This is a genomic window from Halomonas sp. ALS9, assembly GCF_001651035.1.
Taxonomy (GTDB): Bacteria; Pseudomonadota; Gammaproteobacteria; order Pseudomonadales; family Halomonadaceae; genus Vreelandella.
On the sequence record NZ_LXRG01000054.1, the window covers coordinates 100,333 to 122,633 of the forward strand.

At 53.8% G+C, this 22,301-nt stretch carries 24 protein-coding genes; 4 read left to right on the forward strand and 20 right to left on the reverse strand.

The window, feature by feature from the left end:
- Nucleotides 1-4: 4 nt before the first annotated feature.
- From tamA to galU, 4 genes are all read right to left on the reverse strand, one after another.
- Nucleotides 5-1,858 carry an autotransporter assembly complex protein TamA gene (tamA, locus tag A6R74_RS02040; RefSeq protein WP_064232810.1) on the reverse strand — a complete coding sequence of 618 codons (1,854 nt, stop codon included), beginning with the start codon at nt 1,856-1,858 and terminating at the stop codon, nt 5-7.
- A gap of 104 nt (nt 1,859-1,962) precedes the next feature.
- Entirely contained in the window at nt 1,963-2,796 is an 834-nt protein-coding gene (locus A6R74_RS02045) for a hypothetical protein (protein ID WP_064232811.1), read from the reverse strand.
- Between the two features lie 9 nt (nt 2,797-2,805).
- On the reverse strand, nt 2,806-4,098 hold the full coding sequence (locus tag A6R74_RS02050; protein WP_064232812.1) for a nucleotide sugar dehydrogenase: 1,293 nt from the start codon (nt 4,096-4,098) through the stop codon (nt 2,806-2,808).
- Between the two features lie 3 nt (nt 4,099-4,101).
- Nucleotides 4,102-4,992: a UTP--glucose-1-phosphate uridylyltransferase GalU gene (gene galU, locus A6R74_RS02055; RefSeq protein ID WP_064232813.1), complete on the reverse strand. Its 891-nt coding sequence runs from the start codon at nt 4,990-4,992 to the stop codon at nt 4,102-4,104.
- 171 nt (nt 4,993-5,163) lie between these two features.
- Here galU and ubiG point away from each other — a divergent pair, with 171 nt between their 5' ends.
- Entirely contained in the window at nt 5,164-5,907 is a 744-nt protein-coding gene (gene ubiG / locus A6R74_RS02060; protein ID WP_064232814.1) for a bifunctional 2-polyprenyl-6-hydroxyphenol methylase/3-demethylubiquinol 3-O-methyltransferase UbiG, read from the forward strand.
- Entirely contained in the window at nt 5,908-6,576 is a 669-nt protein-coding gene (locus A6R74_RS02065) for an HAD-IA family hydrolase (RefSeq protein WP_064232815.1), read from the forward strand. It begins immediately after the preceding gene.
- Nucleotides 6,577-6,603: 27 nt separating this feature from the next.
- Here the strand turns inward: A6R74_RS02065 and A6R74_RS02070 are convergent, their stop codons facing one another.
- The 13 genes from A6R74_RS02070 to A6R74_RS02130 all read right to left on the reverse strand — a co-directional run bounded on the left by A6R74_RS02070 (nt 6,604) and on the right by A6R74_RS02130 (nt 17,608).
- Nucleotides 6,604-7,365 carry a YciK family oxidoreductase gene (locus A6R74_RS02070; protein WP_064232816.1) on the reverse strand — a complete coding sequence of 254 codons (762 nt, stop codon included), beginning with the start codon at nt 7,363-7,365 and terminating at the stop codon, nt 6,604-6,606.
- A gap of 35 nt (nt 7,366-7,400) precedes the next feature.
- On the reverse strand, nt 7,401-8,195 hold the full coding sequence (gene ybgF, locus A6R74_RS02075) for a tol-pal system protein YbgF (protein WP_064232817.1): 795 nt from the start codon (nt 8,193-8,195) through the stop codon (nt 7,401-7,403).
- 79 nt (nt 8,196-8,274) lie between these two features.
- A complete protein-coding gene (pal, locus tag A6R74_RS02080) occupies nt 8,275-8,820 on the reverse strand; it encodes a peptidoglycan-associated lipoprotein Pal (protein ID WP_064232818.1) in 546 nt (181 codons plus the stop codon).
- 53 nt (nt 8,821-8,873) lie between these two features.
- A complete protein-coding gene (gene tolB, locus A6R74_RS02085; protein WP_064232819.1) occupies nt 8,874-10,160 on the reverse strand; it encodes a Tol-Pal system beta propeller repeat protein TolB in 1,287 nt (428 codons plus the stop codon).
- Nucleotides 10,160-11,344, reverse strand: a complete 1,185-nt coding sequence (gene tolA / locus A6R74_RS02090; protein ID WP_121499344.1) for a cell envelope integrity protein TolA — start codon at nt 11,342-11,344, stop codon at nt 10,160-10,162. Before tolA ends, tolB begins: the two co-directional genes overlap by 1 nt.
- A 13-nt stretch (nt 11,345-11,357) precedes the next feature.
- Nucleotides 11,358-11,795: a protein TolR gene (gene tolR / locus A6R74_RS02095; protein ID WP_064232820.1), complete on the reverse strand. Its 438-nt coding sequence runs from the start codon at nt 11,793-11,795 to the stop codon at nt 11,358-11,360.
- A 12-nt stretch (nt 11,796-11,807) separates the two neighbouring features.
- A complete protein-coding gene (tolQ, locus tag A6R74_RS02100) occupies nt 11,808-12,503 on the reverse strand; it encodes a protein TolQ (protein ID WP_007114222.1) in 696 nt (231 codons plus the stop codon).
- Between the two features lie 58 nt (nt 12,504-12,561).
- Nucleotides 12,562-12,975 carry a tol-pal system-associated acyl-CoA thioesterase gene (gene ybgC / locus A6R74_RS02105; RefSeq protein WP_082906555.1) on the reverse strand — a complete coding sequence of 138 codons (414 nt, stop codon included), beginning with the start codon at nt 12,973-12,975 and terminating at the stop codon, nt 12,562-12,564.
- On the reverse strand, nt 12,972-14,009 hold the full coding sequence (ruvB, locus tag A6R74_RS02110; RefSeq protein WP_064232821.1) for a Holliday junction branch migration DNA helicase RuvB: 1,038 nt from the start codon (nt 14,007-14,009) through the stop codon (nt 12,972-12,974). The genes ybgC and ruvB overlap by 4 nt, the downstream gene beginning before the upstream one ends.
- Nucleotides 14,010-14,081: 72 nt before the next feature.
- Entirely contained in the window at nt 14,082-14,702 is a 621-nt protein-coding gene (ruvA, locus tag A6R74_RS02115; RefSeq protein WP_064232822.1) for a Holliday junction branch migration protein RuvA, read from the reverse strand.
- Nucleotides 14,703-14,820: 118 nt separating this feature from the next.
- Nucleotides 14,821-15,384 carry a crossover junction endodeoxyribonuclease RuvC gene (ruvC, locus tag A6R74_RS02120; protein WP_064232823.1) on the reverse strand — a complete coding sequence of 188 codons (564 nt, stop codon included), beginning with the start codon at nt 15,382-15,384 and terminating at the stop codon, nt 14,821-14,823.
- Nucleotides 15,385-15,462: 78 nt separating this feature from the next.
- Nucleotides 15,463-17,244, reverse strand: coding sequence for an aspartate--tRNA ligase (gene aspS, locus A6R74_RS02125; protein WP_064232824.1), 1,782 nt, complete (start codon nt 17,242-17,244; stop codon nt 15,463-15,465).
- A gap of 64 nt (nt 17,245-17,308) precedes the next feature.
- Nucleotides 17,309-17,608, reverse strand: a complete 300-nt coding sequence (locus A6R74_RS02130) for an FmdB family zinc ribbon protein (protein ID WP_064232825.1) — start codon at nt 17,606-17,608, stop codon at nt 17,309-17,311.
- Nucleotides 17,609-17,842: 234 nt separating this feature from the next.
- On the opposite strand from A6R74_RS02130, the gene A6R74_RS02135 reads away from it, so the two are divergent.
- Nucleotides 17,843-18,784, forward strand: a complete 942-nt coding sequence (locus tag A6R74_RS02135) for a D-2-hydroxyacid dehydrogenase (RefSeq protein ID WP_064232826.1) — start codon at nt 17,843-17,845, stop codon at nt 18,782-18,784.
- A 59-nt stretch (nt 18,785-18,843) separates the two neighbouring features.
- Here the strand turns inward: A6R74_RS02135 and A6R74_RS02140 are convergent, their stop codons facing one another.
- Nucleotides 18,844-19,119, reverse strand: coding sequence for an acylphosphatase (locus A6R74_RS02140; protein ID WP_064232827.1), 276 nt, complete (start codon nt 19,117-19,119; stop codon nt 18,844-18,846).
- A gap of 35 nt (nt 19,120-19,154) precedes the next feature.
- On the reverse strand, nt 19,155-20,054 hold the full coding sequence (locus A6R74_RS02145) for a YihY/virulence factor BrkB family protein (protein WP_064232828.1): 900 nt from the start codon (nt 20,052-20,054) through the stop codon (nt 19,155-19,157).
- A gap of 155 nt (nt 20,055-20,209) precedes the next feature.
- On the opposite strand from A6R74_RS02145, the gene A6R74_RS02150 reads away from it, so the two are divergent.
- Nucleotides 20,210-21,304 carry a bifunctional nicotinamide-nucleotide adenylyltransferase/Nudix hydroxylase gene (locus A6R74_RS02150; RefSeq protein ID WP_064232829.1) on the forward strand — a complete coding sequence of 365 codons (1,095 nt, stop codon included), beginning with the start codon at nt 20,210-20,212 and terminating at the stop codon, nt 21,302-21,304.
- 46 nt (nt 21,305-21,350) lie between these two features.
- Here A6R74_RS02150 and A6R74_RS02155 read toward each other — a convergent pair whose 3' ends face one another.
- Nucleotides 21,351-22,268 carry a LysR substrate-binding domain-containing protein gene (locus tag A6R74_RS02155; protein WP_064232830.1) on the reverse strand — a complete coding sequence of 306 codons (918 nt, stop codon included), beginning with the start codon at nt 22,266-22,268 and terminating at the stop codon, nt 21,351-21,353.
- Between the last annotated feature and the right edge of the window lie 33 nt (nt 22,269-22,301).

Below are 22,301 nucleotides of genomic sequence, written 5' to 3' on the forward strand. Positions count from 1 at the left end.
TCTCCTAGAATTCCGGGCCGATGGAAAAGTGCAAACGCCAATCGTCTTCGTGGTCTAAGGGATGGGCAATGTCAAAACGAATCGGCCCCACCGGCGAGACCCAGCGAACCCCGACCCCGGCACCGGTTTTCAAATCATTGGGGCCCCAGTTATCAAAGGCGTCGCCGTTATCCACGAAAGTGGCCCCCCACCAACTCCCCGTCACGCGGCGCTGATACTCAAGGGTTGAGGTGAGCATTTGTTGACCGCCGCGCAGTCTGCCCTCGTCGTTGCGGGGGGATAAGCTCTCATAGGAGTAGCCGCGTACACTGCGGTCACCGCCCGCAAAAAAGCGCAGCGATGGCGGTATTTTGGCAAAGTCATCGGTTTCAATGGCCCCTAAACTGATGCGTGCCAAGAAGCGGTTATCATTACCAATCATACGGATCCACTCCGTATCGCCGGTAATGCGAGCAAATTTCGCATCTGATCCCCAGACGGTATCCGAGTACTCTAAAGAGAGCTGCTGGCGATCACCCCATAAAGGGAAGCGTTGAGGGCGTGTTCGCGTGCGTGACCACTGAATGCCTGGGTAGAATAGCCACACCTGATCTGCTTCACCACCCTGTTCGAAATCCTCATAGGTTGTGCGGAAATAGAGCGTTTGAACCCAGTCGTTATCGAACTGCCATCGCCGAGCCAGCTCGACGGTGCCTTCTAGTGACTGAGTATCGCTATCGTCGACATTCCGGATTCCATATTGAAGTCGGTAGCTATCGCGAAGGGGGTTCTCGAGGGGCACGTTATACATCCCAGTAAAACGCTGCTCCGGGGCAGATAAATAGAGATCATGATCAAGGCTATGGCCATAGCGGTTTATCCACGGCTGCTCCCAACCAAAGCGCAGTCGCGGCCCCACATCGGTGGCATAGCCAAGACCTACTTCGAACTGATGACGGTCAGCAGGTTCAACACTAATGTCGATAGGTAGCTGGGTATCATCGCGCTTATTAACACGCAGCGCGCTGGCAAGTGCTGCGCTGCTCAAACGTGGGCGTTCGGGTTGCGATGCAGTAGCTTCACTCCACCAGGGGTCACCTCCACCAGAAGGAGCGATGGTTAATTCTTGAGCTGTTTCAAGACGCGGACGCACCGATACAGAACTAAACCAGCCGGTTTCCGCAAGCGATTGGTTATATTCTGCTAAGGTTTGCGCCAAATAAGGGTCACCCTGCTCAAAAGGCTGCATGCGACGCAACCGGTCTAGCTCAATATGGCTACCGGTTATTGATGTTTCGCCAAATTGGTAGCGAGGCCCACTGTCAAAATCCATATACAGGCGCGCGCTCTGAAGATATGGGCGTACTTCCATGCGCCTATCGGTAAACCCCCAGTCAAAGTAACCACGTTCGATGGCCAGTCCAGAAAATTGACTACTCAGCCTATCCCAAGGGGCGTGCCGCAAGACATCTCCCTCTTTCAAGGGAAAGCCTTCTACGGCCTGTTGAAAAGGAGGATCCTCGCTCGCATCGCCTTCCACATTGATTGACAGAATTTCAACTTTAATCTGGGGGCCAGGTGCGATCTCAAGCCATACGCGCTTATCAGTGGCGCGTTCAAGGGTTATTTCAGGCTCGTAATAGCCATATACACGCATGGCTTCCTGGGTGCGTCGGCGAATTTCACCTTCTAAACGCACTTCAGTATATTGCGCTGCATCGATATTCTGTAAATAGGCTTGGATATTGCCTTCAACCTCATCGGAAACGCCCTTGATAGTCGCCTCTAACGCCCATGCGCCATGTGATATGCATAACAGAGGTAGCACGGCAAAAAACGTGCGTCCTGTGGCTGATGTCCATCGCCGTTGTCTTCCCATACATTTTTATCCCAACCTAAATCAGCGGCTTCATCACCTAAACATTTCAACGCATTAGCATGTCAAAGATTAAGCAGTCGCATACATACACTCGACACAATTCGTTAGCGCAACATCTCTAGCTGGGCACTGAAGGCAAGCTGTGCCTGACGCACTTGGCGCACATCGCTTTCCAGCGAATTCAGGCGTTGAGACCACTCTTGTTCCAATGTTTCTAGGGCTTCCTGCCCCACTGGCGCTTCTCTATCTGCGACAGACTCTGCAAAGGATGTTTCCAGCTCATCAAAGCGGGCCTCAATCGCGGCTTTTTGCGCTGCCAACTGCTCCTCCCATGCACTGCTGACTCTATTTATCTGGCTATCCAGCGCTGAAAGGCGCTGTTCACTCAATTGCTCTAAGTGAGCAACTTCTTCAACCAGATTTTGACGACCTGACGTTCCCGTTTGTTCCAGCGCATCAAGCGATTCCCTTACCGCCATCAGCTGTTGGTCACGTAACTCAGCCTGCTCCCTAAGCTGGGCCAGCTGCTGCAACAGCGAGTTGACCGAATCAGTGGAGACCATGTCCTCATTCATGGTGAGCAAACCGTACAACTCTTCTCGGGTATCGGCCAACGACATAGAGAGCTGCTCCTGCTCTTGGAAAAGAGTCGACATCCGAGCTTGTACAAAGGTTATCGCATCTTGTACATCCGTGTCATCCGAATCCAAGCGGGCATGCACATTGGAAACTTCACCACTCACCCGGTGAAGCTCATCTAAAAGTCGTTCACGTTCGTACCAAAGTCCAACTGCCGCCGTGCCCAATAGCGCGATGATCAGTAGCAAACATAGCCATAACGGCCATAGCGTCGGCCCCTTTCGGTGGCGTAGATGTTGCGCTGTCAAGCTTTGATCCACATCGGGCACAATACGAGAGGATCCGGTGGCGTCTGGCATGACAATTCCTCAAAGAGTCTTCGGGTCGGCACGACGGCCAATACCTCGGTACATTAATCCACAGCTGGCAACAAACTCAGGGTCGTAAATATTGCGCCCATCTAATACGAGTTTAGCGTTTAATAGCGAGCCGAGTCGGTGCCAGTCAGGGTTCCAATACGTTTTCCATTCGGTAACCAGCATTAGCACATCGGCGCCCTCACAAGCTTGGTAGGGGTCATGAGTATAGGTACGCAGGTCGTCACGCTCGCCAACCAAGGCGTGGAGAGCGGGCACCGCCGCTGGGTCGTGGAGCTGAACCTTAACCCCTTGCGCCCAAAGTGCCTCCAGCAATGTTAATACCGGGGCATGATCAATACGCGCAGTACCAGGTTTAAACGCAGCGCCCCAAATTGCTACGGTTTTACCTGCTATCTCACCAGCAAAGTGAGCCCACAGCTTGCGGAACAGGGTCTCTTTCTTCTGCTCGTTAATATCCATCACCTGTTCAAGCAGCGCTGAATAACGGCCACTTTGTAGTTGGACATCGGCCAAGCGCATCAAGTCACGCGAGAAGTTAGGCCCGCCAAATCCACACCCGGGGTACAGGTATTCAAAACCAATGCGCGAGTCAGCACCCATGCCCTGTCTAACATGTTCGACATCCACACCCAGGGTATCAGCCAAGCCCGCAATTTCATTCATATAACTGATGCGCGTAGCAAGCATGCCGTTAATCGCCAGCTTGGTGAGCTCTGCGGCGCGGCGCGGCATACACTGAAATACCTCGCTACGCCGATTAAAGGCGCGTAGCAGCTCTCTGGTCACCTGCTCACCTGTCGTATTATCACAACCTAGCAGCCGCCTAGTTGGACGAGTAAACGAGTCCCACGCACGGCCCTCTTCCAACGTATCAGGAAGTGCCACGCTGGTGTGCTGCGGCCCCATCAACGCATGTAGCCGCTCAGTCTCGCCGACCGGAAAGGTTGAGTTATTGATAAGTACGATGCCCTGCTGATCAGCTAATAGCGGATTTTCAACCAGAGCGCTGGCCGAACTGCGCTGTGCGGGCGATAACGCCAGCCAGATCACTTCAGGTATGGCTGCATCTTTAAGCTGTTCAATGACCTGGAGAGTTCCCTCCGCCAAGCCCTGCTCCAAATGGGCCATCAGTTGAGGTTCGCTACGTAGCCAATCTACCTGAGAAAGAGCTGACCAGGGAGCATCGGAATGAGGCAACCACTGCACCTGATGGCCCACCCAGGCTAGCGCAGCCGCTGCCGTCGCTGCGCTTAATTCGCTACCGTAAAGTAACACCCGCATGGGTTACTCTCCTTGGTGGTAACGTGATAGCAAGGCTTTGAAACCCTCGCCGAACTCAGGATGGCGACGCGCGTAGGCGAGCGTGGCTTCTAGGTAGCCCAGCGGCTGACCGCAATCGTAGGTAGAGCCCTGCATACGATATGCCTGGACACCCGATTGCTCGCGCAGCGTTTCTAGCGCGTCAGTAAGCTGAATTTCACCACCAGCACCGGGCTGTGTAGCGGCTAAAATAGGAAAAATATGCCCTGGCAGCGCATAACGACCTATTACCGCTAGATTTGAGGGCGCCGCATCTCGCTTAGGTTTTTCCACCATACCCGCTAAATCTACCGATTGATTAGGTGCGGGCACATCACCGGCTGGCGCTACGATGCCATATTTTTCAACTTGCTCCCAAGCAACTTCTTCCACCATCAGCTGCGCCGTTTGCTGTTGTTCATAGGCCGCTAACATGCCAGCTAAATCTGTTGCAGAATTGGTACTGTTATCGACCAATACATCCGGAAGCAGCACTGCAAAAGGCTCATCGTCGCCAATGATCGGTCGGGCGCATAGCACCGCATGGCCCAACCCCAGCGGTACCCCCTGACGTATGCTGATAATACTGACGTCGTCAGGCACTAAGTTGCGCAACATCTGCAAAAGTTCGTGTTTACCTTTCGCTTCCAGGCTGGCTTCCAATTCTGCGTGGGTATCGAAGTGGTTTTCTATAGCACTTTTATTGCTACTAGTGACCAGCACAATCTCGCGAATACCCGCGGCAATGGCTTCTTCAACGACATATTGAATGACTGGCCTATCGACAATCGTAATCATCTCCTTGGGAATAGCCTTCGAAGCCGGCAAGCAGCGGGTGCCAAACCCAGCAACAGGAAGTACGGCCTTGCGAATCATATAGAGGTCCTTTTCATGCGTTCCGACACAGGAGTGGTTAGAATGTCCATAATACTGAAGGCGTGGATGGATGCCACCTCGCCAATGGACGATAACGAGCACAAATGGATAATAACCAGTGATTAAGCGTCAATTTTTCGCTTAATGCTCAATGACAATGGGAGTCACAACATGCAAGCGACACCACAGGATAGCACTGCTGGCCACTATCAAGGCAATGTCGATGCAGCCGAAGTCGCTAAATTTGAAGCGCTCGCTAGCCGCTGGTGGGATCCGCAGGGAGAATTTAAACCGCTCCATGAAATTAACCCTTTGCGCCTCGATTTTATTGATGCGCGCGCGGGCCTGGCGGGGAAAAAAGTGTTGGATGTGGGCTGTGGTGGCGGCATTTTGAGCGAATCAATGGCCAACCGCGGGGCTAAAGTCACCGGCATTGACCTTGGTGAAGCGCCGTTAGCGGTAGCCAGGCTCCACGCGGAAGAGCGCGGCATTGAGGTTGATTATCAGCACATCAGTGTAGAAGCCATGGCAGCTCAAAAGCCCGGCTTTTACGATGCGGTGACCTGTATGGAAATGCTTGAGCATGTACCTGACCCGGCATCCGTCATTCGTGCCTGCAGTGCCTTGGTTCGCCCAGGTGGGTATGTGTTTTTCTCAACACTAAATCGCACCGCCAAGTCCTACGCTTTTGCCATCTTAGGCGCCGAGTATGTGCTGAGACTGCTCCCTCGGGGTACTCATAACTACGCTAAATTTATTCGCCCTTCAGAAATGGCCGCCTGGGCCCGTAACAGTGGCTTAGAAGTACGTGAGCAAACAGGTCTAACCTACAACCCGGTAACCCGCCACTACCGCTTGGTTAGCCATGACGTTTCGGTTAACTACATGATGTACTGCCGCAAGGTGAGCGATTAAATGCCGATGCAAGCGCCTCAAGCGATCCTCTTCGATCTAGATGGCACCCTGATCGATACTGCTCCAGATTTAGCCCAGGCAACCAATGCGCTGCGTGTTCATCATGGCTTAGACCCGCTCCCCTTTTCAGTGATTAGGCGTCAGGTCTCTAATGGCGGTAGTGCGCTGGTTACACTAGCACTAGGGTTAGAAGCCACAGCAGAGGGACATACCCAAGCGCGTCAGTTTTTACTCGATGCCTATGAGCAGGCGGTCGCTGTACACAGCCGGGTTTTCTCACCTCTTGATGTTTGGCTTAAAGAGTGGGACAGCGACCAACGGCCCTGGGGTATTGTGACCAATAAACCACGCCGCTATACCTTACCGCTATTGGATGCACTGGCCCTTCAGCCCGGCGCCCTGCTGTGTGCGGATGATTTGAGCGTTAAAAAACCGGCGCCAGAGCCGCTTTGGGAAGCGGCTCGTCGCCTAGGTGTTGAACCTGAAAAGTGCTGGTATATCGGCGACCATGCGCGTGATATCGAGGCCGCCGTAGCCGCAGGCATGACTGCTGTAGCAGTGGGCTATGGTTATATTAGCGAAGAAGATGACTACCAGCGGTGGCCTGCTGATTTATGGTTTGGAGAGTGCGAAGCACTCGTCGATGCCCTCGACGCGTTTAAACGTTAGCTACCGAGCACATCGACATCTCAGCGTTTATACCCGGGGCGGTTGGGCATCAAGCTTTTGACCGTTGGTGCCTGCACTGTCTGGCCCCATAAGCCATAAGTAGGTAGGCATAATGTCTTCCGGGGTGCGTAACATGAAAGGGTCTTCACCGGGAAATGCGGTACGCCGCATTTGGGTACGTGTCGCCCCTGGGTTAAGCGAGTTAACCCGGATATTGGACTGATTGTCCAACTCGTCGGCAAGCACCTCAACAAAGCCTTCGGTAGCAAACTTAGAGACTGAGTAAGCACCCCAATAGGCGCGACCTTTGCGACCAACGCTGGATGAGGTGAAAATAACCGACGCATCGTCAGACGCTTGCAGCAAAGGCAATAACGCCTGAGTCATCCAGATAGGCCCATTAATATTGACCTGCATGACCTGCTGCCAAAGCTCGGGATTATATTGCTCAAAGGGAGTGATGCGGCCTAACAACCCCGCGTTATGCAGCAATCCATCCAAGCGACCAAACTCTTTATCCAACGTTTCCGCCATATCATGAAAATCTTTTAGCGTGGCGCCTTCAAAGTTGAGCGGAAAAATCGCTGGTTGGGGGCCCCCGGCCGCTTCGATTTCATCATAAACGCGCTCTAGCTTGGCAATGGTGCGCCCCAATAGGATCACCGTTGCTCCGTGCTGGGCGTAGCTCAGCGCTGCCGCACGGCCAATTCCATCCCCTGCGCCGGTTACCAACACGATGCGATTTTCCAATAGGTTGGGCGCTGGTTGATAGTCGATCTTGCAGCTCATGCTGATTCCCTGAAGCAAAAATAGATCAAAAAATATTAACTTGCTGACTGACGTAAAAAGTCATTGGCAAGGCCTGCGGCACTGCTTTGCGGGTAGTCGTCACGCACTTGTTCAAGTAACTCTCGGCTACGCTCAGCTTCTCCTTTGCGCGCTTTTACTAAGCCTAACTTATAAATCGCATCCGGCACTTTGCTGCTGCCGCTATACTCCTCTATCACCCGGCTAAACGCCTGATCAGCGGGATCCAGCTCGCCTTCTGCAGCGTATAATTCACCCAGCCAGTAGTGACCATTAGCCGTTAGGCTAGTATCAGGGTGATCGGTAACAAAGGCTTCAAAGGCCGCAATGGCTTCGTCAAATCGGCGCGCCTGCACATGTGCGAAGGCCGCTTGGTAATCGGCTTGTGCGTCCTCGCTGACATTGCGGCTAGAGGGAGCATTGACAACTTCCTCGGCGGCTTCTGGCTCTACCGCGGGCGTTGACTGCTCAATCTGGGTTGGGCCGCTGCTCATCAGGCGATCTTCAATATCGAGGTACTGCTGCTGAGATTGGCGACGCAGCTGCTCCAGCTGGTGACGCAGCTCTTCTATCTGACCACGTAGTTGCTGGATTTCCTGCTGGTGCTCCTGTACCTGGTTAAACAGTACCAGGTTACCGCTGGACGCTTCCTGTCGCTGCGTCTGCTGATAGAAGCTGCTGTTGGAAGAGTTGGAAAGGTCTTGAACGAGCGGCTGTTGAGCGGTGGCCGTTAGCGACAATACGGATAGCGGGAGCGCTATGGCTCCCGCACCGCACAGCCTCTCAACGTAACGCTTGAGACTGTGATTCATGATGACTCCGGAGACGTAAACGGCGTGCGGTTAGCCGCACGCCGGATTCATCAGTGGTTAAACACTAAATAGTGAATGCTCAGTAGTTAAACACAACACGACGGTTCTGAGCGTAGGCGCTCTCGCCTTGACCATTAACGGCCGGACGCTCTTCGCCATAACTAACTACACTCATTTGTGAAGAAGAGACACCCTGAATATTCAGGAATCGCTCTACTGCACCGGCACGACGCTCACCTAGCGCCATGTTGTATTCACGAGTGCCGCGCTCATCTGTATGTCCGTGAAGAACCACTTGGGCACTTGGATTGGCACGCAAGTAGCGCGCATGAGCCATTACAACGGATTCGTACTCGCTCTTAATCGTATCGCGATCGTAATCGAAATAGATTGTGCGCACTTCTGGAATGCGCGAATCAGCTTGCTGGCCCGCACCTGAACCTGAACCAGAAGTTGAACCATACTGACTACCCGTGCCTGTACCCGAGGTGCTGGAACCAGTAGTGCTGCCATCCTGGCTGCCGTACGAGTCACCGTCTTGGGTTCCGCCGGTGCTGGAACAGCCAGCGATTACTACGATAGATAGCGCTGCTGCTAATGAGCGAGCCAACGGTTTGAGTTGCATAATCAGACTCCTTGCCTGAAAACTAAAATTTCGATATTAATCAATTGAGTTGATCAATTTAAGAAGGGTGACCAAGCTGGATCACGGACATCGCCTTGTGCTGACGGCAGCCTGAATGAAGAACGGCCATCGGCAGAAACAGCACTTAGCACCCCACTGTTACCCTGCTGGGTAGCGAAGATTACCATGGTCCCGTTCGGCGCAACACTAGGAGATTCATCTCTTGTTGATTCACTCAATACCACTAAGCGATCACCGCTTACATCTTGCCTTGCCACTTGGTATCCACGGCTAGAGCGGTGAATCAAGAAAATCTGCTCGCCATCAGGCGAATAGCGCCCGCGCGCGTTGTAATTACCGGTAAATGTTAGACGCTTAGCCTCTCCGCCCCCCAATGTGTATTGGTATAACTGGGGGCCGCCGCTACGATCGGAAGTAAACAACAGGCTGCGTCCATCCGGCGCCCAAGCGGGTTCCGTATCAATGCTGTTGTTATTGGTAATGCGTTCTACTGAACGGTTGGCAACATCCATAATATAAATTTCCGGCTGGCCATCTTTAGACAGCGACATAGCGATACGCCGTCCATCTGGCGACCATGCTGGCGCGCCATTAATGCCATCAAACGAGGTTGCTTGCACGCGCTGACCCGTCGCCACATCCTGAATATAGATCGCTGGACGCTCAGTCTCAAAGGAGACATAGGCGATCTTAGTACCATCAGGTGACCACGTTGGCGACATGATTGGTTCATCAGAGGTCAACACCTGCTCACTACGGCGACCATCGGCGTCGGCAACGTAAAGACCAAACTGCATATTGTCACCAATACCCTGTGCAGTGACATAGGCAATCTTAGTTGAGAAAGCACCACGAATATCAGTAATCTCTTCAAAGATTTGATCACTAATATAGTGAGCAGCACCCCGCAGGTCATTACCCCTTACTGTAACGGTTTCACCGATCATCCGGCGCTGGCCGCTGATATCCATCAGTTCGAACTGTAGTTCAAAGCCGCCGTCAGTTTGTGCTGCCCTGCCGACCACTAGATAGCGCACATCCAGCGAACGCCAAGTACCGAACTGCACATCGTCAGCTTGACTCGGTTGCTCAAACATAGCACTACGCGCTAAGGGAGCAAAATAGCCACTGCGTTCAAGGTCATCTTGAACAATTTGTGCGACATCTTCGGGCAGGCCGTCTGAACCGGCGAACGGCACTACCCCTATAGGCAGCGCTTGATCGCTGCCTCGCGTGATCTCAATGGTTAAGTTAGCACTTGCCACACTGCTGACAAGCAGCAGTACACAGAACAACCACACTTTGCTCAAGCTTTGCATCAGCGAACATCTCCCGGGGTAAATCGCAGATTAAACTGACGTAAATTACGCTGCTGATCGGCTGGCAAATCTCGCAATTCACCAAACGGTGCAGCATGTTCCACAGCCTGCATCACAGACCGGTCAAAAGCACTATCGCCACTTGATGTCACAATCGACGTTGCCAATACTTCTCCTGATGGTCCTAACCGTACCTGTAGCGTAGCACTCATCGCATCACTTGCACCGGGCGGAATCACCCACGCCTGCTCAACAGCACGACGAACAATATTAATAAAGCTATTGGCCGCCTGCTCAGCTTGCTGGGCATTAGCAGCGGCTTCGGCTTCACCGGCCAACTGGCGTTGCATGGCCGCCTCTGCAGCTTCCGCGGCTTCGCGTTGGCGCTCAGCTTCTGCTTCGCGACGCTGCTGCTCTTCGGCTTCACGTTGGCGCTGTGCTTCTGCCTCTCGCTCTCGCTGAGCCGCTTCTTGCTCACGAAGGCGCTGTTCTTCGGCTTCACGCTGACGTGCAGCTTCAGCTTCTTCGCGCTGCTGTTGTTCTGCCGCTGCACGCTGGCGTTCAGCTTCTTCCGCCTCCCGGCGCTGCTGCTCTTCGGCTTCACGTTGGCGCTGTGCTTCGGCCTCTTCGCGTTGCTGTTGCTCTGCGGCTTCCTGTTGGCGTTGCGCCTCTTCCACTTCACGTTGGCGCTGCGCCGCCGCTTCCGCTTCGGCTTCACGTTCAGCCGCTTCAGCCGCCTGTTGCTCAGCCTGGGCAGCCGCTTCTTCAGCACGACGCTGTGCCTCAGCCTCCGCGGCTGCACGTGCTTCTTCTAATGCCTGTGCCTCGGCTTCCGCCGCCTGCTGGGCTGCCTCTTCTGCCGCTTGTTGCTCTGCAGCAGTCTGCTGTTCACTAGCTGACGGTTCTTCACTAGCTGAGGGCTCTTCCGGTGCCTCCGGCTCGGTAGGGGCTTCGGCGGGCGCATTCATCGCCGCCTGCTCTTCCAATGCTTGCTGTGCCTGATCAGTAAACGTTTCGGTGCTTACCAGCGTCGCCTGCACAATCGAAGAGCTATCAGGCTCTGCATCTCGACTAGGTAGGCTGATCAAGCTAAACACTACAATCGCGACGTGCACGCCTATCGCCAGAACGGTCGGCCACTTATAGCCGACATCCTGAGGATCGCGCGAGGGTTTCAATGCCATGTGCGCCTTGCCCTTACCCATCTTGCGGCGGCTCAGAAAGCAGCCCCACATTAGCAACGCCGGCGCCTTGTAGGGTACTCATTAAAACGACAATCTGCCCATAAGCCACATTGCGGTCACCGCGTACCATGACAGGCGTGCCCGGACGTCGCTCAAGAATCGTTGTCACTCTCGTGGACATTTCATCCAGCGTGACCGACGTGGAGTCTTCCCCCAGCGTGATGAAGTAACCACCGTCGCTATTAACCGAGATAATGATGGGATCATTATCTTCCTGTGTCTCAATGGGCTGAGAGGTGACTTGCGGCAACTCAACTTGTACGCCTTGGGTCAGCATCGGCGCGGTGATCATAAAGACCACCAGCAGTACCAGCATAATGTCGATGAAAGGAACAACGTTAATTTCTGCCATCGGCTTACTTGTACTACTACGATTGAACGGTCCTTGCATGACTCTCTCCCCTTAGCTGGCGCTCGGTTTGCCGTCACGGCCCTGCAAATTGCGGTGCAGGATAGCGTGGAACTCTTCGGCAAAGTCTTCGTATTTGCCGAGCAGGCGAGAAGACGAGTTGGACAGACGGTTATAGAAAATCACCGCAGGAATCGCTGCAAATAGACCCATAGCTGTCGCAATCAGGGCTTCGGCAATCCAAGGTGCCACCGTAGCCAAGGTTGCTTGCTGGGTTAATGATAAAGCCTGAAAAGACCCCATGATGCCCCACACGGTACCGAACAGGCCGATATAGGGGCTAGCAGAGGCAACGGTGGCAAGAAACACGAGGTGCTGAGTTAAGCGATCCTCTTCACGAGACCATGCTACGCGCATGCTGCGCTGTACACCCTCTAGTACGGTATCCGGGTCACGAGTCTTAGGCATCAAACGGTTAAATTCGCGGAAACCAGCTTGAAAAATATGTTCAGCGCCGTGGCGCGGGTCATCGGCTGGGATTTCACGGTATAGTTCGTTCAGGTCGACACCAGACCAAAAAGACTCCTCAAATTGGTTGTACTCTTTCTTGGCACGGCCCAACGCAATGCTGCGCTGGAAAATCACTACCCAAGAGAGGATCGACCCCACCAGCAGTAGCAGCATTACCAGTTGCACTACCGTACTGGCATTCATTATTAAATGGGGAATGGACATGGTGTTATCGTTCACAGGTGCCCTCATCAATCTATTAGGGTCGGGATTGCCGACGCAGTGAATGACCTCTTGGTTAAGAGGCCTGGGTCAGAATATTAAGCGACGCTGGCCATGCTTTAGGCCGTAGACGCTCGGTACTCAAGCAGGCTATCTCGACTGTGGCAGAGCAAAGGAGTTCCTCACCACGCCAAACCTGCTGTTCAAATGTCATCCGACAGCGTCCAACGTCAGTAACGTGAACACTAATTTCCAACGCGTCGTCTAGGCAAGCCGGTTTCGCGTAGTGACAGGCCAAGCGGTATACCACTAGCTGCGTACCTTCGTCTAGCAGCGTTTGCTGATTCAGGCCCAACTGGCGAAGCCATTCACTGCGTGCGCGCTCCATAAACTTCAAGTAGTTAACGTAGTAGACAATCCCGCCTGCGTCAGTATCTTCCATATAAACGCGCAGCGGCAGGCGGTAGCCTTCGTTGATGTAACGACTCACGGACGGCGCTCTCCTTCCATATCGGTTGCCTGTTCGTGAGGCACACGCTCAAAATGCAGCCATGCTTGGCGGGTAACCACTCGGCCACGAGGGGTACGCATTATCAAGCCCTGCTGAATAAGATAAGGCTCAATGACATCTTCGATAGTGTCACGCTCTTCACTGATCGCAGCAGCGAGCGAGTCAATACCCACTGGCCCACCGTCAAACTTATCTATCATGGCCAGCAGTAGCCGCCGATCCATGTGATCCAAACCGTGGTGATCCACGTTGAGCATATTGAGCGCCGCATCCGCCATGGCTACATCGACGACGCCATTACCTTTCATTTCAGCGTAATCCCGCACCCGGCGTAGCAATCGGTTGGCAATTCGCGGCGTGCCCCTTGAACGTCTGGCCACTTCAATGGCGCCATCGTGGCTGGTTTCAACGCCTAACAGGCGCGCCGAGCGCGAGACAATTTCCGTCAGCTCTTCAAGATTATAAAATTCGAGCCGTTGAACGATACCAAATCGATCTCGCAATGGAGAGGTCAATAGCCCTGCCCGCGTGGTGGCCCCTACCAGTGTAAAGCGGGGAAGATCCAGCTTAATCGAACGTGCTGCCGGCCCTTCGCCTATCATAATATCGAGCTGAAAATCTTCCATAGCCGGATAGAGCACTTCCTCTACCACCGGCGACAGGCGATGAATTTCATCGATAAAGAGAACGTCGCCAGGCTCTAGGTTGGTCAGCATGGCGGCTAAATCCCCCGCACGTTCAAGTACCGGGCCGGAAGTCGACTTCATACCGACCCCCATCTCGGTGGCAATAATATGCGCAAGGGTCGTTTTACCTAACCCTGGGGGGCCAAATACCAGGGTGTGATCCAGACTCTCTTCCCGCAGCCGGGCGGCACCGATAAAGATTTCCAGCTGTTCACGCACGCGCGGCTGGCCAATATAATCATCCAGCCGCTTGGGGCGAATCGCGTAATCAATGCGCCCCTCTCCCTGTTCAGGCTCAGCGGCGATCAGCCGATCGTGTTCTAACATAGATGCTCTTCTTTATGGCGATTCAAAAGGTCTGTTCACTACCCGCAATTTCGGACTTATATCGCTGTCTGGCTAGCCACTCATGCGCTGGGTAAGGGCAGCTTTGATAAGTGCCTCAGTGGACTGATTGGGATCGATATCGGCGAGCATTTTCGACGCCTCAGTCAGTTTATACCCCAAGCTGACCAATGCAGCTTCCGCATCGGCAAGATTATTGCGGGCAGAGGCACGACCATTGGTTGCCTCAAGGGGGAGCAGCGCGTTGCTGCCGTCTTCCCACTTATCTTTCCATTCCGGAAAGCGGTCGCGCATTTCGATAATCAGCCGCTCAGCGGTTTTCTTCCCCACCCCTGGCAGTGTTGTCAACGCTTTGCTGTCGTCATCACGGACGCAGCGCATAAAGGCGTCTTCGTCCATACCCGACAGGATGGCAAGTGCCAGCTTAGGCCCTACGCCGTTGACCTTGATTAGGGCACGGAACAGAGCACGCTCGTGCTCTCGGCCGAACCCATAGAGCAGGTGGGCGTCATCACGAATGGTCAGATGAGTGAATAACGAAACGTTCTCGTTGACCTCAGGAAGCGCGACCAGCGTATTCATGGAAGTTTCCAGCTCGTAACCTACACCGTGAACATCGATCACAATCCAGGGAGGTTGCTTTGCCACTAGCTGGCCACTCAGACGTCCAATCATAAATTCGCTCGCACCTGGAAGAAAAAAACAGTGAAAAACAATAGAGAGAAAAACAGAGGGTTACTATAAAGCGACTCTGTACAGGTGACCAGTAGTTCAGCCACCAACATAGTTAGAATTAAAGCCGCCAGCGCCCAGTTGAACGACGACGGCTCCGAGATGTTGCGACAGGGAGACCAAGGCTGCTAAACGCATGGCCGTTATAAGCATGCGTTAAAGCAATGGCTAACGCATCGGCAGCGTCAGCTTGAGGGGTAGCGGATAGTTGCAGAATAGCGGTGACCATATGCTGAACCTGCTCTTTATCTGCGCCGCCCTGGCCGGTCACCGCTTGTTTGATCTGTCGCGCAGCGTACTCGGCGAGGCTCAAGCCATGGTTAGCCATACACACCATTGCGGCTCCCCTCGCTTGGCCCAGTTTCAGCGCAGAATCGGGATTTTTGGCCATAAATACTCGCTCAATGGCCACCTGAGAGGGTCGATGTAGGCCAACGACTTCACTGAGACCAGCGTAAATCTGCGCCAAACGCTGCTCTAACGCTCCTTCCGCCGTGCGAATACAGCCACTCGCCACATAGCTGGGTTTAACGCCAATAATATCGATCACCCCGTAACCGGTTACCCGGGAGCCAGGGTCTATGCCCAAGATGCGGATGGGTACGACGGGCTTTTGCTCTTCCATGGCGTCGATACTCGTGTGGCTAGAACATACAAAAACACCGACGCCGTGGCGCCGGTGCTAGGCAGTTAACCCACCGATTTATTCGGCAGCGGTTTCCGCTTTGACTTTCTGGCGCAAACGGATGTTCAAATCTTTCAACTGCTCTGGACTGACTTCGCCCGGTGCGTTGGTCATCAAACAGGCAGCGCTTTGGGTTTTCGGGAAAGCGATGACTTCACGAATAGTCTTGGCACCGACCATTAGCATGACCAGGCGATCCAGGCCAAAGGCTAAGCCACCATGGGGTGGCGCACCGTACTGCAGCGCATCCAGCAGGAAGCCGAATTTTTCTTGAGCTTCTTCTTCACCAATACCAAGAATCTCAAACACCGTGCTCTGCATGGCTTGGTCGTGAATACGGATCGAGCCACCGCCCAATTCGGTGCCGTTGAGCACCATATCGTAAGCGCGAGAAAGCGCCTTGGCAGGATCAGCCTTGAGCTCTTCGGGCGTGCAGGAGGGCGCAGTGAAGGGGTGGTGCAGCGGGCTCAAACGACCATTGTCGTCAGCTTCAAACATTGGGAAGTCGACCACCCATAGTGGCGCCCACTCTTGGGTGTAGAGCTCAAGGTCAGCGCCCAGCTTGACGCGCAGCGCGCCAATGGCTTCGTTAACGATACGGGCTTTATCGGCACCAAAGAAGATGATGTCACCATCTTCAGCGCCCACACGATCAAGCAGCTCTTCAACGATGTTTTCCATAAACTTGACGATCGGCGACTGCAGACCTTCAAGTCCTTTGGCGCGCTCGTTGACCTTGATCCACGCCAAGCCTTTGGCGCCGTAGATGCCGACAAACTTGGTGTACTCGTCAATTTCTTTACGCGACAGTTTGGCGCCGCCGGGTACTTTCAGCGCTGCCACACGGCCATCGTCTGCGCTGGCGGGGCCAGAGAAGACTTTGAAGTCGACCTGCTGCATCAGATCGTCGACATCGGTCAGTTCCAGCGGGATGCGCAGGTCTGGCTTGTCGGAACCGAAACGATCCATCGCTTCCTGCCAGGTCATGCGCGGAAACTCGGGCAGTTCGGCTTTTAGCACGTCTTGGAACAGCTGACGGATCATGGCTTCAGTAATGCCCATGATGTCGTTCTCTTCGACAAACGACGCCTCGATATCAATCTGAGTGAACTCAGGCTGACGGTCGGCGCGTAGGTCTTCATCGCGGAAGCACTTAGCAATTTGGTAGTAGCGGTCAAAACCCGCCACCATCAACAGCTGCTTAAACAGCTGCGGCGATTGAGGCAACGCAAAGAAACTACCCGCGTGGGTGCGGCTAGGTACCAGGTAGTCGCGGGCGCCTTCTGGCGTCGCGCGGGTGAGTACCGGCGTTTCGATATCCAGGAAGCCCTGGTTTTCAAGGTACGCGCGCACATTGTGAGAAATACGCGAGCGCAGACGCAGCTTCTCGATCATGTCCGGGCGACGTAGGTCGATATAGCGGTGCTTTAAGCGCACTTCTTCACCGACTTTGCCATGCTCATCCAGCTGGAATGGCGGAGTAACGGCGGTATTGAGCACTTCAACGTCTTTTGCCAACACCTCAATCATACCCGTTGGCATGTTCGGGTTTTGAGTACCTTCTGGGCGCAGCCGAACGCGACCAGTGATGCGCAGGACAAACTCACTGCGGGCACGGTCGGCATTAGCGAACGCCTCGGCGGTATCTGGGTCAACCACGAACTGAGCGATGCCGTCACGATCGCGCATATCGAGGAAAATTACCCCACCATGGTCACGGCGGCGATGAACCCATCCGCATACCGTAACCGTTTGATCCACCAAAGTTTCGTTTAGCTGGCCGCAATAATGGCTGCGCATGTCAAATCCTGTTCTGTTACGTGGCAATGAGTGGTCGCGGGTGTCCCGACGTTGACTACCGCGGCTATGCCGCAGCGCCCTTGTCTTTGGGAGTAACGCTTTTAGCGGTAGCACTTGAATCGCTTGACTTACCGGCATCTGCAGAAGCAGTTTTGCCATCAGCGACGAGGTTCTTTTTGCTACCCGTTTTGAAATCTGTTTCGTACCAACCGCCGCCGGCTAGCCGGAAACCCGCCGCCGAGACAAGCCGTTCTAAACCATCGCTTTGGCATGCAGGGCAATCCTTAAGAGGATCGGCGCTAATTTTCTGCAGTTTCTCCATGCGATGGCCGCAGGCCTTGCACTCATATTCGTAGATGGGCATCTTAATGACTCCTAATAAGCTCAACCCTGACAAGCTCGGTTCTTTTAAAGATCGTTCTTTTAAAGATCGGTTCTTTTAAAGAACATTAGCGGACACAAACGCTGCCAGGCTGCAATATGTGGCCAGTCGGGGTAAATTCCAAGGCTGCGGTTGATAAAGCGCCGCCATTATACCCTTTTGTGCCCCCTAACGAGCAAGGTTATACAGCCCCCTGCAGTTAATGGAGAGAAGAAAATGCCCCATGCGGTAATACTGGATGCGCAAAGCCTCGGCCCCGAGATCAATTTGAACGCCATTAAAGAGACGGTTTCACATCTTGAAGTGTTCGAGCAGAGTACGACCCAACAAGCACGGGAACGCCTTGCCAACGCGGATATTGCGATCGTCAATAAGGTAGTGCTGGACGCTGAGACACTGCAACAGTTGCCGAAACTGCGGCTGATATGCGTTTTGGCGACAGGCCTCAATAATATCGATCTTGAGAGCGCAAAAAAACACAACATCGAGGTCAAAAACGTTGCGGCTTATGGCACCGCTAGCGTTTCCCAACACACCTTGATGTTAATGCTCGCGTTAGCCAATCGCCTGCCTCTCTATCAGCGCGATGTCGCCGCAGGCGAGTGGCAGCGTAGCGCCTTCTTCTGTTTGCAAGATTACCCAACGCTACAGCTCTCTGGCAAACAACTGGTGATGGTCGGGCAAGGCGAGCTTGGCACGGAAGTAGCACGCCTTGCCGAGGCCTTTGGTATACAAGTCACCTTTGCCGCTCGTCCCGGCAATGAAGCGAATGACAAACGCCCTGCCCTGGACGACCTGCTGCCCGATGCTGATCTGATCAGTTTGCACTGCCCGCTAGGTGAGGCTACCAAGCACTTGATCAATCGTGAGCGCCTAGCGTGTGTCAAGCCTTCGCTGATACTGGTTAACTGTGCTCGCGGCGGGGTGATTGATGAAGTGGCCGCGCTGGAGGCACTGCGCAGTGGCAAGCTGGGCGGATTAGGCGTTGATGTGTTACCCGCCGAGCCGCCCAGAGAGGGTCATCCACTGCTGGATGCGCTCAGCGAACCGCTAAACCTAATCGTCACCCCACATAATGCCTGGATTACACCGGAAGCACGCCAGAATATTGTCAGCCTAACGGCTAACAATATTCTTGATTGGAAAAGTGCCCAATAGACATTAGCCGAAGTCTGCTGACTAGCCCTCTAAGGCCTGAAACAGAGCTTTAACAGGCATTATTGGGTGGCAAAGTGGCTCGGGGGGCGGCAGCTATCCAGCACCTCGAGTTCCACATGGGTAACCTTCGCACCCTCCGAGCCCTTCCATAGCCATTCGCTTAACAATTTGACTGCGTCTGAGTGGCCACACATCAACACCTCCACGCGACCATCGGGCAAGTTTTTGGCGTAGCCGGTGATGCTGTGCTGAAGAGCTTTTTCTTGAGTAGCACGGCGATACCAGACACCTTGCACCCTGCCAGTCACCAGGGCACGCACACAGCAATCGCTCATACTTACCTCCTTACATTGCTGCTCTTACCGGAATGTTAAATAAACTCGCGTTTGACAATGACTGCACTGTTGCGTGGTATCAGCGGGCGACCACGGCGCAGCAGCAATGAGCGGGTAAACGCCGCCCCAAACAGCAGAATTAGTGAACTGTAGTAGACCCACAACAAAATCATTACCACCGACCCGGCGGCGCCATAGGTGGACGCTGTTGCCGTATACGCCAGATAAATCGCTATCACACTACGACCAATGGTAAACAACACGGCGGTTACGACCGCACCAATCAACACATCTTGCCAACGCAACACAACGTCAGGAAGTACTTTAAAAATAGTGGCAAATAGCAAGGTCACAACACCCAGTGAGATCAGCGACTCTACCGATGTTGTTAACAAGCTGGCATAGGGCACCAGGTTATCAGCAGCTTGCAGCATTCCTCGCAGCACGACACCCATCACTAATGAGACCAGTAATATAAACCCAATGGATAGCACCACCGTTAGCGACAACAAGCGATTTTTAATAAACAGCAATGCACTGTTGGAGGTTGGCTTTGCTGTCACGCCCCAGATGGTATTCAACGAGAACTGCATCTGGGCGAAGACCGTCGTCGCACCAATCACCAGTGCTCCTATACCTAACAGCGTTGGCAAAATACCGGACTCTTCAATTCTGGACTGAGCGACAGCTTCTTGAATAGCAACCGCTGCGTCGACCCCTAAAGTCCCTTGCAGTTGAGCAACAATTTGCCCCTGAGCCGCCTCTTCACCCATAACAACGCCAATCACGGTGACGGCAATGATGATCGTAGGTGCGAGCGAGAAAAGCGTATAGAACGCTAGCGAGCCTGCGTAGCTAAAGGCATTGCGTTCCAACCATAGTGACGTGGCATCCTGGACGACTTTCCACCAAAAGATAGCGGTGCGTTTAATCATATTCACTCCCTGTGCACTGGGTAACGATGCTGAGTATCTAGGCGTTTTATAAGCGTTATCAACATCCTATTTTGATAGCATACCTAACCACAGCGTTTAGCGCAGTTTTCTGGTACGTTGCATCACCGACATCACCAAACGAAAAGGAAGCTTGGATGGCCACTGAAACTTCTCGCTCCGCGACCGCCTACGACTTCGACTGTTTGGTGTTTATTGGTCGTTTTCAGCCGCCACACTTGGGGCATTTGGCGATTATTCGTGAAGCGCTTAAACGCGCACGGCAAGTGATTGTGTTGGTAGGTTCTTCTTGGCAAGCTCGCTCGTTACGTAACCCCTGGCGATTCGATGAGCGTCAAGCCATGCTGCGTGCGGGCTTTGACCATGCCGATAATCAACGCTTGGAAATCACCCCGCTTCTTGATGCCCTTTATAACGACGACGTTTGGGTGCGTGACGTTCAGCGCAAAGTGCGCGATTTAGCAGCGCCTGCCAATGCCCGCCTACCCCGTATTGGCTTGATTGGGGCCAGCCGTGGTCAGTCAAGTTACTACCTTTCTCTTTTTCCTCAGTGGGAATCGGTCAGCGTACCGTCGGTGGAGGGCATTTCAGCCAGTCAAATACGCGAGCGCCTATTTCGATCCCCTAGCTCAACGGATGATTATCTAAGTACCGGCGCCTATCACGATTTACCGCCGGGCGTAGTGGAGAGCGTCAAACACTTTTGTAATGAACGCGCCTACCAAAGGCTGCTGGAAGAGCAGCAATTACTCGATCAGTATCGCCAGGCCTGGGTTCACGCGCCCTACCCGCCTATTTTTGTCACGGTCAATGCGGTGGTCGTACAGTCGGGCCATGTGCTGCTGGTGCGGCGCACGGCGGCGCCAGGTAAGGGGCTTTATACGCTGCCTGGAGGATTTATTAATCCCCACGAGCGGCTGCTGGACGCCTGTCTGCGCGAACTGCGCGAGCGCATACGCTTAAAGGTTCCCGAGCCAGTACTTAAAGGCTCGCTGCGGGGCCAGCGCCTGTTTGATGAACCCCATCGGAGTTGGCGCGGGCGCACCTTGGCAGAAGCTTTCTACTTCGCGCTACGCCCTGACCAGCAGTTACCGCGCCTAAAACCAGTCAAAGGCGGCGATCATGCACGCTGGGTAGCGCTGGCCGATCTTGAACCCGACAGCCTGTTCGAAGATCACTTTTTCATTATTCAGAACTTTCTGGGGCTGCCTGCTGATTTCGGCAGTGGCTAAACTCCATCCATTCACCATTCACCATTCACCATTCACCATTTACCAATTAGGCCTGAAGAAAGTCCCGCGGCAGCTTCATCATCTGCCGCCACAAACGCTCCACCCCAGGTTTATGCACCATAGAACAGCGATATAAACGAATTTCCAAGGGGATATCCCAACTTGGGGCGCCCGCCCTCACCAAACGGCCGCTTTTTAACTCCTCACGGATACAAAAATCGGGTATCCACGCCACCCCAACGCCTTGTAGCACCATCCCTTTTAGGCCTTCGGCCATGGCCGTTTCATAAACCGTGCGCAGCTTCATACGCAGTGGATCATTCTTGAGCAACATGCGCACGCTACGTCCTAAGAAAGCCCCCTGGGTGTAAGAGAGATAAGGAATGGAAGTGTCGTGTTGGAGTGAAAACTTTGCGTTACCATGCTCGTCTGGCAACGAAACGGGAAGCATATTAACCTTACCAATCGAGAATGAAGGAAACACCTCGGCATCCAACTGCATCGTGGCAAAGGGATCGTAATAAGCGAGCATCAAATCGCAATTGCCCTCCCGCAGTACATGGATCGCTTCGCCCACATTCATGGCGACCAAGCGAGTCGGCAACTCGCCCAACCCCTGCTGCAGCCGCGAAATCCAAGGCGGATAAAAGCTCAGTGCCAATGAGTGCGCCGCGACAATATCCAGCGCCTCGTTGGCGATCGAAAGGCCGCGCAAATGGCTCAGCGATTCGTTTAACTGTTCGACCAGGTTGCGTGCAGTAACTAAAAAAAGCTGCCCCTCTGGCGTTAATCCCACGGGAGTGGTCGAACGATCCACTAGCGTGACATCAACGGCCTGCTCCAACGCTCTGATACGGCGACTAAAAGCCGGTTGAGTCACGTGTCGCTGGCGTGCTGACGCGGAAAAGCTGCGCGTATTGGCCAGCGCTACAAAATCTTCCAGCCATTTTGTTTCGAGATTCACCCCATGACTCCTTGTCTCACGCTGCTTCCACGC

Excerpts from the sequence above, each read along its gene's own strand:
- A6R74_RS02045 (WP_064232811.1), bottom strand. The coding sequence starts at position 2,796 with ATGCCAGACGCCACCGGATCCTCTCGTATTGTGCCCGATGTGGATCAA.
- A6R74_RS02130 (WP_064232825.1), bottom strand. The coding sequence starts at position 17,608 with ATGCCCATCTACGAATATGAGTGCAAGGCCTGCGGCCATCGCATGGAG.
- ruvC (WP_064232823.1), bottom strand. The coding sequence starts at position 15,384 with ATGGAAGAGCAAAAGCCCGTCGTACCCATCCGCATCTTGGGCATAGAC.
- A6R74_RS02145 (WP_064232828.1), bottom strand. The coding sequence starts at position 20,054 with ATGATTAAACGCACCGCTATCTTTTGGTGGAAAGTCGTCCAGGATGCC.
- galU (WP_064232813.1), bottom strand. The coding sequence starts at position 4,992 with ATGATTCGCAAGGCCGTACTTCCTGTTGCTGGGTTTGGCACCCGCTGC.
- ybgF (WP_064232817.1), bottom strand. The coding sequence starts at position 8,195 with ATGAATCACAGTCTCAAGCGTTACGTTGAGAGGCTGTGCGGTGCGGGA.
- A6R74_RS02135 (WP_064232826.1), top strand. The coding sequence starts at position 17,843 with ATGCCCCATGCGGTAATACTGGATGCGCAAAGCCTCGGCCCCGAGATC.
- ubiG (WP_064232814.1), top strand. The coding sequence starts at position 5,164 with ATGCAAGCGACACCACAGGATAGCACTGCTGGCCACTATCAAGGCAAT.
- tolA (WP_121499344.1), bottom strand. The coding sequence starts at position 11,344 with ATGGCATTGAAACCCTCGCGCGATCCTCAGGATGTCGGCTATAAGTGG.
- tolB (WP_064232819.1), bottom strand. The coding sequence starts at position 10,160 with ATGCAAAGCTTGAGCAAAGTGTGGTTGTTCTGTGTACTGCTGCTTGTC.
- aspS (WP_064232824.1), bottom strand. The coding sequence starts at position 17,244 with ATGCGCAGCCATTATTGCGGCCAGCTAAACGAAACTTTGGTGGATCAA.
- A6R74_RS02065 (WP_064232815.1), top strand. The coding sequence starts at position 5,908 with ATGCCGATGCAAGCGCCTCAAGCGATCCTCTTCGATCTAGATGGCACC.
- A6R74_RS02050 (WP_064232812.1), bottom strand. The coding sequence starts at position 4,098 with ATGCGGGTGTTACTTTACGGTAGCGAATTAAGCGCAGCGACGGCAGCG.
- ruvA (WP_064232822.1), bottom strand. The coding sequence starts at position 14,702 with ATGATTGGACGTCTGAGTGGCCAGCTAGTGGCAAAGCAACCTCCCTGG.
- A6R74_RS02150 (WP_064232829.1), top strand. The coding sequence starts at position 20,210 with ATGGCCACTGAAACTTCTCGCTCCGCGACCGCCTACGACTTCGACTGT.
- ruvB (WP_064232821.1), bottom strand. The coding sequence starts at position 14,009 with ATGTTAGAACACGATCGGCTGATCGCCGCTGAGCCTGAACAGGGAGAG.
- A6R74_RS02140 (WP_064232827.1), bottom strand. The coding sequence starts at position 19,119 with ATGAGCGATTGCTGTGTGCGTGCCCTGGTGACTGGCAGGGTGCAAGGT.
- tamA (WP_064232810.1), bottom strand. The coding sequence starts at position 1,858 with ATGGGAAGACAACGGCGATGGACATCAGCCACAGGACGCACGTTTTTT.
- tolR (WP_064232820.1), bottom strand. The coding sequence starts at position 11,795 with ATGCAAGGACCGTTCAATCGTAGTAGTACAAGTAAGCCGATGGCAGAA.
- pal (WP_064232818.1), bottom strand. The coding sequence starts at position 8,820 with ATGCAACTCAAACCGTTGGCTCGCTCATTAGCAGCAGCGCTATCTATC.
- A6R74_RS02070 (WP_064232816.1), bottom strand. The coding sequence starts at position 7,365 with ATGAGCTGCAAGATCGACTATCAACCAGCGCCCAACCTATTGGAAAAT.